The 10,578-nt window shown below is 55.1% G+C and carries 11 protein-coding genes; 9 read left to right on the top strand and 2 right to left on the bottom strand.

Annotated elements, in window-relative coordinates; all coding sequences use genetic code 11:
• Positions 1–369: type VI secretion system effector Hcp1 (gene hcp1 / locus AB5Y89_RS05535; protein WP_368223056.1), on the top strand; the 369-nt coding region annotated here is incomplete at its 5' end.
• A gap of 62 nt (positions 370–431) precedes the next feature.
• Here hcp1 and AB5Y89_RS05530 read toward each other — a convergent pair.
• Positions 432–677, bottom strand: coding sequence for a hypothetical protein (locus tag AB5Y89_RS05530; RefSeq protein WP_128274078.1), 246 nt, complete (start codon positions 675–677; stop codon positions 432–434).
• A gap of 45 nt (positions 678–722) precedes the next feature.
• Here AB5Y89_RS05530 and AB5Y89_RS05525 point away from each other — a divergent pair, with 45 nt between their 5' ends.
• From AB5Y89_RS05525 to AB5Y89_RS05490, 8 genes are all read left to right on the top strand, one after another.
• Positions 723–2,768, top strand: coding sequence for a type VI secretion system tip protein VgrG (locus AB5Y89_RS05525; protein ID WP_368223054.1), 2,046 nt, complete (start codon positions 723–725; stop codon positions 2,766–2,768).
• Positions 2,768–3,637 carry a DUF4123 domain-containing protein gene (locus AB5Y89_RS05520; RefSeq protein WP_368223052.1) on the top strand — a complete coding sequence of 290 codons (870 nt, stop codon included), beginning with the start codon at positions 2,768–2,770 and terminating at the stop codon, positions 3,635–3,637. The genes AB5Y89_RS05525 and AB5Y89_RS05520 overlap by 1 nt, the downstream gene beginning before the upstream one ends.
• A complete protein-coding gene (locus tag AB5Y89_RS05515) occupies positions 3,634–6,816 on the top strand; it encodes a T6SS effector BTH_I2691 family protein (RefSeq protein ID WP_368223050.1) in 3,183 nt (1,060 codons plus the stop codon). The genes AB5Y89_RS05520 and AB5Y89_RS05515 overlap by 4 nt, the downstream gene beginning before the upstream one ends.
• Positions 6,816–7,547: a hypothetical protein gene (locus AB5Y89_RS05510; RefSeq protein ID WP_319891313.1), complete on the top strand. Its 732-nt coding sequence runs from the start codon at positions 6,816–6,818 to the stop codon at positions 7,545–7,547. Before AB5Y89_RS05515 ends, AB5Y89_RS05510 begins: the two co-directional genes overlap by 1 nt.
• Before the next feature lie 60 nt (positions 7,548–7,607).
• The gene (locus AB5Y89_RS05505; RefSeq protein WP_368223047.1) at positions 7,608–7,862 is read left to right on the top strand and encodes a hypothetical protein; all 255 of its coding nucleotides are present in this window, start codon (positions 7,608–7,610) and stop codon (positions 7,860–7,862) included.
• Positions 7,863–7,873: 11 nt separating this feature from the next.
• Positions 7,874–8,617 (top strand): hypothetical protein, encoded by a 744-nt coding sequence (locus AB5Y89_RS05500; RefSeq protein WP_368223045.1) that lies wholly within the window; start codon positions 7,874–7,876, stop codon positions 8,615–8,617.
• 298 nt (positions 8,618–8,915) lie between these two features.
• Positions 8,916–9,113 (top strand): hypothetical protein, encoded by a 198-nt coding sequence (locus AB5Y89_RS05495; protein ID WP_323950470.1) that lies wholly within the window; start codon positions 8,916–8,918, stop codon positions 9,111–9,113.
• Positions 9,113–9,856, top strand: a complete 744-nt coding sequence (locus AB5Y89_RS05490; RefSeq protein WP_368223043.1) for a hypothetical protein — start codon at positions 9,113–9,115, stop codon at positions 9,854–9,856. The genes AB5Y89_RS05495 and AB5Y89_RS05490 overlap by 1 nt, the downstream gene beginning before the upstream one ends.
• A 117-nt stretch (positions 9,857–9,973) precedes the next feature.
• On the opposite strand, the gene AB5Y89_RS05485 is transcribed toward AB5Y89_RS05490, so the two are convergent.
• On the bottom strand, positions 9,974–10,549 hold the full coding sequence (locus AB5Y89_RS05485) for a DJ-1 family glyoxalase III (protein WP_323950472.1): 576 nt from the start codon (positions 10,547–10,549) through the stop codon (positions 9,974–9,976).
• Positions 10,550–10,578: the final 29 nt, after the last annotated feature.

Here is a 10,578-nt window from a genome sequence, read left to right as displayed (position 1 = left end):
CCGACCGATCCGCAATCCGGTCAGCCGGCGGGTCAGCGTGTCCACAAGCCGTTCAAGTTCACCGTTGCCCTGAACAAGGCCGTGCCGCTGATGTACAACTCCCTGGCCTCCGGCGAGATGCTGCCGAAAGTGACCCTGAAGTGGTATCGCACCTCCGTCGAGGGCAAGCAGGAGCACTTCTTCAGCACTGTGCTGACCGATGCCACCATCGTTGACATTGACTGCCAGATGCCCCACTGCCAGGACCCGGCGAAGTCCGACTTCACCCAGCTGATCCAGGTCTCCATGGCCTACCGCAAGATCGACTGGGAGCACACCGTTGCCGGTACCTCTGGTGCGGATGACTGGCGCGCGCCGATCGAGGCCTGATCACCGATTTATTGATTGCCGTTGTTCCTTGTAGTGCACCCCAGGGCCTGATGACTGCCGTGTCAGCCGTCACCAGACCCGTGCAAGCTTTCTCCGACCCATTCAACCGGATGTGGTCGGAGCTTTTGTGTTTTGCCATCCGGCTGCATGGCGGCTGGATGGCAAAGCACAACGAAGGCCGGTCGCACCATCTCCCACGATTGCCTTGTCAGATGAAAGCGGCGCTTCTCAGTTTGCACCGTGCCTTCCCTCGCGATGCTGATGGCGATGGTGACCCATCTTGCGACGCGCCTGATCTCAGACGTCATCCGTGCAGCTCCCGGGGCTGCGAACTGGCAGGTTAAGGAGCCCTCATGGCAGACAGCACAGGATTACAATTTACCGTCAAGGTGGGGGCCCTGCCCGAGAGCACCTTTGTGGTGGCCGAATTTGCGCTGGATGAAGCGCTCAACCGGCCGTTCAACCTGCGCCTTGAGCTGGCCAGTGCCCAGCCCGACATCGACGTTGGCGCCGTGCTGGACCAGCCCTGCGAGCTGCTGGTCTGGTACAACGGCGAGCCGCAGCGCCGGGTGTGCGGGGTGGTCAGTGATTTTGCACAGGGTGACAGCGGCTTTCGCCGCACCCGCTATCAGCTCATGGTGCAGCCGGCCCTGTGGCGGCTGTCACTTCGCCACAACTCCCGCATCTTCCAGGCACAAAAGCCCGATGAAATCCTCTCCATCCTGTTGCAAGAGCACGGCATCACCGATTACGCCTTTGCCCTGAAAAATGAGCACGCCAAGCGGGAATACTGCGTTCAGTATCGCGAGACCGACCTCGATTTCGTGAACCGCCTCGCCGCCGAAGAGGGGATGTTCTACTTCCACGAGTTTGAAGCGGGCAAGCACCGCATCGTGTTTGCCGACGACGCGGCCGCATTGACCCAAGGCCCCGAGCTTTTCTTCAACCTCGGCAACCGTTCGCTGGAGCAGGGCCCTTATGTGCGGCAGTTCCACTATCGGGAGGCAGTGCGCCCCTCGGATGTGGAGCTCAAGGACTACAGCTTCAAGACCCCGGCCTACGGTCTCTCCCACAAAAAGGTGGGAGCGGAGCTGACCCACCAGCGCGACACCTACCAGCACTTCGACTATCCGGGTCGCTACAAAGCGGACCAGAGCGGCAAGGCGTTTGCCCAGCACCGGCTCGATGCCCTGCGCAGTGATGCCGTGGCGGGCCAGGCTAAGTCCAACTGCGCCGCCTTGCAGCCGGGGCAGACGTTTGCACTCACCGAACATCCCAATGGCAGCCTCAACACCGACTGGCAAATCGTGCGCATCCAGCATACCGGCTTGCAGCCGCAGGCGCTGGAAGAGGAGGGGGGCAGTGGCCCCACCGTCTATCACAATGAGTTCGGCGTGGTGAAAGCCAGCACCACCTGGCGGGCCCGTATTGGCAGCCCGGAAGCCCCCCACAAGCCGATGGTGGATGGCCCGCAAATCGCCATGGTGGTGGGCCCCGAAGGGGAGGAGATTTACTGCGATGAGCACGGCCGGGTGAAGCTGCAGTTCCCGTGGGACCGCTACGGCTCGAGCAACGACCAGAGCTCCTGCTGGGTGCGGGTCTCCCAGGGCTGGGCCGGCGGTCAGTACGGCATGATGGCCATCCCGCGCATCGGCCACGAGGTCATCGTGTCATTCCTGGAGGGGGACCCCGACCAGCCCATCATCACCGGTCGCACCTACCACGCCACCAACCGGCCGCCCTACGAGCTGCCAGCCAACAAGACCCGCACCGTGCTGCGTACCGAGACTCATCAGGGGGAGGGTTTCAACGAGCTGCGCTTTGAAGACCAGGCGGGGCAGGAAGAGATTTACATCCACGGTCAGAAAGACCTGAACGTGTTGATAGAGAACGATGCCGCCTGGCACATCAAGCACGACCAGCACACCGATATCGACAATGAGCGGGTGACCCGCATCAAGGCCAATGACCACCTGACAGTGGAGGGCGAGAAGCGCGACCAGATAAAAGCCGACTACTCGCTGACGGTGGATGCCAGTTTGCACCAGAAGTTGGGGCAATCCCTGCTGGTGGAGGCGGGGTCCGAGGTACACCACAAGGCGGGCATGAAGATAGTGATGGAGGCGGGTGCCGAGCTGACCCTCAAGGTGGGGGGGAGTTTTGTCAAAATCGACCCGAGCGGTGTCACCCTCTCGGGCGGCTCCATCAAGATGAACTCAGGCGGCAGCCCGGGTTCTGGCTCTGGCTGGAGTGGCCAGATGCCGATCCAACCCGGAGCGGTTGAAGTGGTGGCGCCCCCGCCTCCCATGGACCCTGCACGTCAGATTGCGACGCTCAAGTCTGCCGAACCTGTGTGCGAGATCTGTGAGCAACTGGCCAGACAGGAGGGTGGTGGCTGATGGCCATGGCTTTCGTCGCAGAGCGTCCCGACATCGAGCTGAACAGTGGAGAGCAACTCTATCTGTTGCTCGATGGGGCGCGCATTCCCGCGCTGGAACGCGCGTTGTTCGAGCAGGACCCATCGCCTTCCTATCAGCCTGTTTACCTTCACGCCCCCTGGGACAGCTTGCGAGAAGTGAGCCCCTGTCTGGTCTGTGCAACGCCTAATCTGCTGGATTGGTTTATGCAAAACCGCGATGCATCATGGGGTTACCTGTTATCGTCCCCTCTTTCTCTGTTGTCGTTGGCCGAGCGACTGCGTGGGCTTATCGAGGTGGAGAGTCCCTATGGCAGCAGGATTTTGCTCAAGCTGGCCATGCCGGAGACCATGTGGCGGCTGTTTATGGATGATGAACCCTGGCTCTGGCAGGGGGTGGCTCAAGTCTGGATCCCGACCCGGCAAGGGGAGGGGCAGGTGTGGCAGCACAAGGTTGCCGCGCCTGGAATGGGGTCCCCCATGGGGGTGCGCCTGCGACTTTCCGATGCGCAGTGGCGCCGTCTGGGAGAGGTGAGCTGGTTGAACACCCTCGATGGGATAAGAGCGCACATGCACACCTGGTTTGGGGCTCGCATGCTGACGCTGCCAGAACCCATGGCCTGGATTGCCCATTGGGCTGATTACGCCTATGCCCAGGGATTCGAGAGCGAGCGGGATCTGCTGCTGTTTTTCAATGTGATGGGGTATCTCGGCAGTGACTGGTTTGATGAAGATGAGCATCCCCGGATCAAGGCGTTGATTACCCAGCGTTCGCCCCAGACCCCTTCGCAACGTATCGAGCAGGCCGCCGAGCTTGCTGCCGCATTGAGCAACAAGGATCAAGACGCATGAGTACGCCCAATCAAGCCGCCCAGTGTGCAAACACGACCGACAGCAAGAGCCCGGCAGGAGTCTGTCCGCTCAAGAACAAGAAGATTGCCATCATCCCGGTGCGTTATGCCCTGGATGAGCCGTTCTCCCCGCCACAAAAGCAGTCTCACCCAGTCCCCGCCGGAGCAGGCTTTGTGGTGCCTCTCAAGTTGAAAGAGAGCGGTTATGCCTTGCGCCAACTGCGTGATGGCTGGCTCTATGTCTATGACGAAAAGACCAAGACATTTGATGAGTACGAGATAAAGGGAGCGACCTTTATCAGCCAGAGCAAGGGAAGCAAGGGGCATCTGCTCTACCCTGCGAGCCATACCCTCTCCCTCGCTTATTCTCCCCAGCGCTGGACGGGGCGCATCAAGCATGAGATGGAAAAGAGCGGCGGTTTGCGCACCACCTGGATGCGGCAGGTGAAACTGGGCAGTTTTGCCAGCACCATGAAGGCCCCTCATTGCGGTCTGCCAGATGTGCTCGACAAGGTTGCGGACCTGGGGATGTCCAACAAGGGATTTGTGCTCTCTTCTACCCCCCTTGCCAAGCCTGCCGAAGAGGACAAGCAGGGGATCAAGTTGCTGGCTCACAAACCTGCGAGTTCGCCGACTGCCTACAAGGCGGGCATACCGGATCCCAAGAGCGCCATGGTGGTCGCTCTGGAGGACCCGCTGGCCGACCTTGCCGACCTTTCCATGAAGGTCAATCAACTGCTCGCCAAGCGCGAAGCACTGCTGGGGAAAGATGATGCCACCATGAAGGTCAACAGCCACAAGCTGATGATGGCGGAGGTCACGCGCAACCTGGCCAGGGTGCGGCTCGACGAGAAGGAGTTGCCCGCCTCCGTCAGGGGCAATGTCGCCAGGACCCAGGCCTTTGAAGAGGCGCTGGATGATTATCTTGGGGATCGCTACCTCGCCGACATGGAGAGCATGACGGCAGAGCCCGGGATGGTGCGGTTCAACTCCCCCATGGAGAAACGGGCTGATGAGAAGCTGAAAATCTTGCGGGAACAATATGGTTTCAATCCATCCCAAAAACAGGTTTCCCAATGGAAAGAGCGCGCAGCCTTCCAGGATGAGGTCAACTGGAGCGGGCTCAATGCCTTTATCAAGCAGTATCAGGTGCCACTCAATGAGCTGGATCTGGCCCTGACGCGGGCTCATGAAGACCTGTTCAACGGTGTGACCCGCCTCAAGGCCGATCCGCTGCCCTTTGGTCTGGACAACAGAACACCCAAGGGACAAGCCTATCTGCAGACCCTGTTTGCCGAGGCCGGGCCGGTTCTCTCTCTTAGCTGCCGCACGGAGGAGAGGAAGAAAGCGCTGGAGAAACTGCTGGGCGAAAAGAGCCGCGACAACTTGCTGGCGCTGGCCCCTTATGGCTTTGATGCCGCGTTGCACAAGGGATTGAGCGAGCTGACGGTAGACAATGCCTGGCTCAGCACCTCCTCTGGGGATATGACGGCCCTCTTTGGCAGAACGGCTGATCTGGAGACGTTACTGGGGGACGAGAGATTCAAGCAAAAATCCTGGTTCCAGACGATCGAAGCCGTCATTGAAGCCATGAAAGTGGCTGGAAAATCCATGGCCAAGGGCGCTCACGCCCAGATCATGGCGGCCATCTTGCCCCACGCCTGGAAGAACAGCCTGGCAGGCAACCTCAGACTGGTACTGCTGGAGTCCCTGCTCGGCGACCAGCCGCTGCAGGTCAACCGAGACTATCGGATGCTCCACAACCGCTTCCAGCAGAAGGTCTGGATCATTGTGAAGGAGATGTCGGCCATCAGCTCCCCCCCTCCCGGGCGCAGCACCACGGTGAAGGCCATCAACGGTCAGCTAAAAACCTTGCAGCAACAGCTTGATACCCTGATTGCCAGCGAAATGCCCCTGCTGGTGAAACTGAAAGGCGATCTCTACCAGCAGCAAGCCAGACAATATGTTGGTGACTATCTGGCGAGCGTGCGTAGCGGTGTGAATCAACGCATCACGGCCATGAACGAGAGAATTCCCAATCTGGCGACCTTTGGCGGGCTGGTTGCCCTGCTCAACCTCTGGAATCTGACAGTAGTCATCGCAGGGACGGCGCAAAACGCCCAGTCCATCGGTCGGGAACGGGCAAATATGCAGTTGGGCTCTGCCTTCGCCTGGACGGGCAATGCCATCGCCGCGCTCTATCAGGGGGCTGCATGGGAGAAGTTAAAGCCGCTCACTACTGATGGGGGTAAACGAGCCCTGACAGCAATCTCGATAAAAGCAGCAATAAAAGAAGGTGAGCATGCGGTCTGGGTTAAAGCCTTCTCTCTACGGATGCTGGCGTTTGCTGGGTTAGGTGCTGTGGCAGCAGGACTGGAAGCTTGGGATGCCTCATTGGCTAGCAAAGACCCTTTAATTAGCGAGATGGAAAGAACTTTGTTGGCTTCGAAGGAATATGTTCTTTGGGGACAAACGGGCATTTTTGGGGTCCAAGTATTGCTTACGCTGGTGAGTCGTGGTGTTGGGGGATTCGCAATTGGTACCGTTTTTGCCCCCTGGATGGTTGTCGGGCTCTTTGTGCTGGGTATCGCCTATCTGGTACTGACAGTGTTGCTTAATATCTTCAAACGCTCGGATCTGGAGAAATGGTTGCTGCAATCTACCTGGGGCAAACAGCCCGCCAATTGGTCCTCGGAAGACGAACTGGCTCGCTTTGAATTGCTGGTCAATAAACCGGGCGCCAGCCTGACTGTGGTACGCACCGCACCTCAGGGGTGGATGGACACAGGTCGTTCCCAGTGGCAGTTGCAACTCTCGCTCCCTGCGCACTTGCGAGGGCAGACCATAGGCCTGAAGGTCATCGGCCAGCCAATTGCGAGAGCTGGTCAGATGGTAGCGGCGCGCTCCAAGGAGGAGCTGGTGCGCTATCAAACTGCGATGCAACCCAAGGTGATAGAGACGCTACGAGGGCGCTGGGATGACATGGTCTATTCCTTGCCGCTGGGTGTCGATACCAATTCAGCCATAAAACTGGAACTGGGTTATCTCGGGGGCATGATTCAGCGGCAATTTGTCTTCAAGGGCAGCAGTAGCAGTGGTGGCCCAGTCACATTGAATAGCAGCAGCGGCGATCTGGGTACCATGCCCGCGTTGGTGGTCGGCAAGCAAGGGAATAAATAATGGATAAGGTAAACGAGGTAGTTGAAGCGTGCGAGCAGGAGACCCCTTTTCATCTATTATCGCAGGAAGAACAACAGCGCATTCTCGATGCTAATCAGAAGAAAGTGCGTGAAGCCCCTACGCTACATGAGTGGAATATTAGGGTAGAAACACCTTTTGTTTGGCTAGTCATTTCAATCCCCGTTGGTATTATGATGTCTATTGGTATATGGCTAGTGTATAGCGATAATGATGCTGGTTGGGCTCCTATTATCATGGGGGCAATAGTTGCGGCCTTTACTCGTTACTTATGGTTGGCAGATAAAAACTATCATTACCGGCTCACAACGGAAGGTGTTATCGTCACCTATCAGGATGCTATTCCAGAGGCAGCCTACACCATAGTGCGTGGCTTGGCTTGGCTTGGTGTGGTGGTTTGTGTGATGGCAGTGGCTGTATTGGGGCCATTAGCCCTGGTTGGTGCAGGTGGCATGGCGCTCTTTGCGGTGTTTTTCACTGACTTTAAGAGTGAAGTTTCAGAGCATGAAACCATGTTTAGAAAAGACTGGCCCTACACGCTTTCTATTTCTAATAGAAAGAAGGCACTGAGATTTGAATCCACCCCCTTTAAAGTCGCATATAGCGACAATTTATATTGTAAGTCTGAGGATTTTGAACGTGTTATTGAAATGATTAAGAATCAAATCAGGTGTGTCGATATAAAAAATATAAAAGGTCATCCAATTATTTGACTCTAATGTCTCGACTGCCATTGAGAAATAACGGTTATTGCTATTCACTAGGAGGCCAGTTTGTTCGGTGGACAAGCTGGCTTACTACCCGGCGATCTTCTTGAACCCCAATACGGAAGTTTGGGTGGCATGGTCTATACCCTACCGCTGGGGATTGATACCAATTTGGCTATCAAATTGGAGTTGGTTTATTTCGAAGGTATGATTCTGCGGGAATATATTTTCAAGGGTGGTAGAAGCAGTGGCGGTACTCTCATATTGAATAGTAGCAGCGGCGATCTGGGTAAAATTTCCACGTTGGTGGTCGGAAAGTAAGGGAATGAATAATGGACAAGAAAAACGAAGTCATAGACACAGATGAGCAAGAGACTCCTTTCCATCAGCTACCGCAGGAAGAGCAACAACGCATTGTCGATGCCAATCAAAAAAGGGTTCGTGAGGCTCCTACACTACATGAATGGGATATCCGGGTATCTACAGCATTTGCATGGCCAATGATATTAATAGTCGTTGGTTCAATGATGCTATTTGGAGGTGCTGCGGTATGGTTTGCTGGAGATAATGATTTGACTTTTGTTCATATGATGGTCGGTATGTCGATAGTGATGACGCTCTATTTACGTTACTTGGTGATGGCGGATAAAAACTACCATTATCGGCTAACGACAGAAGGTTTAATGACCACTTATCAAGATGCCATTCCCGAAATGGCCTATACCATAGTCCGTGGGTTGGCTTGGCTGGGGGTGGTGGTTTGCGTGATGGCGGTGGCTGTATTGGGGCCATTAGCACTGGTTGGTGCAGGTGGCATGGCTCTCTTTGCTGTATTTTTCACTGACTTTAAGAGTGAAGTCTGTGAGGAATTCACTCTATTTAACAAAAAATGGCCACACGTCTTTACCATCTCGAAGAGACATAGAGCTTTGCGGTTTGAATCTGTACCGTTTAAGTCAGCGTTCAGTCGTATAGTTTATTGTAGAGTCGAGGATATGGAACTTATTACTAACTTAATAAGATCTCAGATTTTCATTGAGAGCGTGAAGTATATAAAAGGTCACCCTGGCATTTAACGAAAAAACCTCAGTGACTTATTTTTTGTTCTGTTAAATAGAGCGGGTCGTCAATTTTTACGTAATGAAATTTCTACCGTTGTAATCCATCAGGGGCAAGCCATCTTTCTGGTTGATAAAAGTTCAACACTTGGTGGCTAACCTCTTACGGGGGTTGACCATTGGGCTAAGCGTTATCGGCCAACTTCTGGCTCTGGTCGGTCAAACGGTGCCGGTACACACTAAAGAGGACTTGGCCAGCTATCAGACCGCCATGCAACCCAGAACGCTGGAGACATATCGCGGGAGCTGGGAGGACATGGTCTATTCCCTGCCGCTGGGAGTGGATACCAATTCGGCCATCAAGCTGGAACTGGGCTATCTCGGGGGCATGATTCAGCGGGAGTTTATTTTCAAGGGCAACAGTAGCAGTGGCGGCCCTGTCACATTGAATAGCTGCAGCGGTGATCTGGATACCATGCCCGCGTTGGTGGTCGGCAAGCAAGGGAATAAATAATGGATAAGTCAAACGAGGAAGTTGATGTGAATGAGCAGGAGATTCCTTTTCGTCTATTACCACAGGAAGAGCAACAACGTATTCTCGATGCCAATCAAAAAAAAGTGCGTGAGGCCCCAATTCTTCAGGAGTGGTATATTCGGGTTTCTACACCATTTGCTTGGCTTATTATTTTTCTAGTCACTGCAGTTATGACGTTATTTGCTGTAGGTTGTGTATTACTTACAGGTGATGTTGATTGGGGGTTTGCTTATCTAGCATTCGGTGTTGCTATAGCAATGATCCCTTATTTTCGTTATTTAGTGATGGCAGATAAAAACTATCATTACCGTCTTACAACAGAAGGCGTTATTGTCACTTATCAGGATGTTATTCCAGAAGTAGCTTATACGATAGTCCGTGGTTTGGCTTGGCTTGGCGTGGTGGTCTGTGTATTTGCAGTGGCTGTATTGGGACCATTTTCTCTGGTGGGGGCTGGTGGGATGGCACTCCTTGCGATATTTTTCACTGACTTTAAAAGTGAAGTGTCAGAGCATGAGACCATGTTTAAAAAAGATTGGATCTATACACTTTTTATATCCAATAAGAAGAAGGCTGTAAGGTTTGAATCAACCCCTTTTAAAATATCATACAGTGATACTTTATATTGTAAATCTGAAGATTTTGAGAATATTATTGAACTGCTCAAAAAGCAGATTCGATGTGCCGAAATAAAGTATATTAAAGGTCATCCAATGACCTGACTTTTATATTCTACCTGTCAGGTGAGGACCATCTCCATGCCGTCTGAGCCTCCAAAGCAGAGCCCCCTTGCCACTGGCAAGGGGGCTCTGTCGCTTTCATCGGAGTGCCCGATGTGGTTATGGCGATAGCGAGGGGGGCAACACCATGGGACCGGCCACCGTACGGGCGGCCTCGTCACCTCGCAGTACCCGTACTATCTCGAGAGCGAACTCGATAGCGGTACCCGGGCCCTGGCTGGTGATCAGGCGATGGGCTTCATCGGTCACTACCCTTGCCGTGCTCAATTGTGTCGCGGGCAGACGGGCCTGAAAGCCCGGGTGGCAGGTGATGCTCGCATCCCCCAGCAAGCCGTGATGGTGCAGTACCACGGCGGGTGCGGCACAGATGGCGGCGCGCCAGCGGCCGAGGCCTGCTTGCTCCCGTAGCAGGTCGATGGCGAGGGGGGTGTCGCGGATCACTTCGCTGCCGGGCAGACCGCCCGGCACGACCATGGCATCGAAGTCACGGGTGGTCAGCTCGTCGAGATGGCAATCAGCCACCAGTTGCACCCCGCGAGAGGCTCGGATCTGGCGCGCTCCAGTGGGGCAGCAGGAGGCCAGCACCACATCGATGCCACCCCGAACCAGGGTATCGACGATGGCAACCGTCTCTATTTCTTCCGACCCAGGGGCCACCAGTACCAGTACGCTCATCCTGCACTCCTTGCTTGCCAGCTGCTCTG

Origin of the sequence: Aeromonas sp. s4, from assembly GCF_040907855.1 — a bacterium.
In the GTDB taxonomy this organism is placed as follows: Bacteria; Pseudomonadota; Gammaproteobacteria; order Enterobacterales; family Aeromonadaceae; genus Aeromonas; species Aeromonas caviae.
The sequence above is the reverse complement of the archived record's forward strand: the minus strand, read 5'-3'. Positions and strand labels throughout refer to the sequence as shown.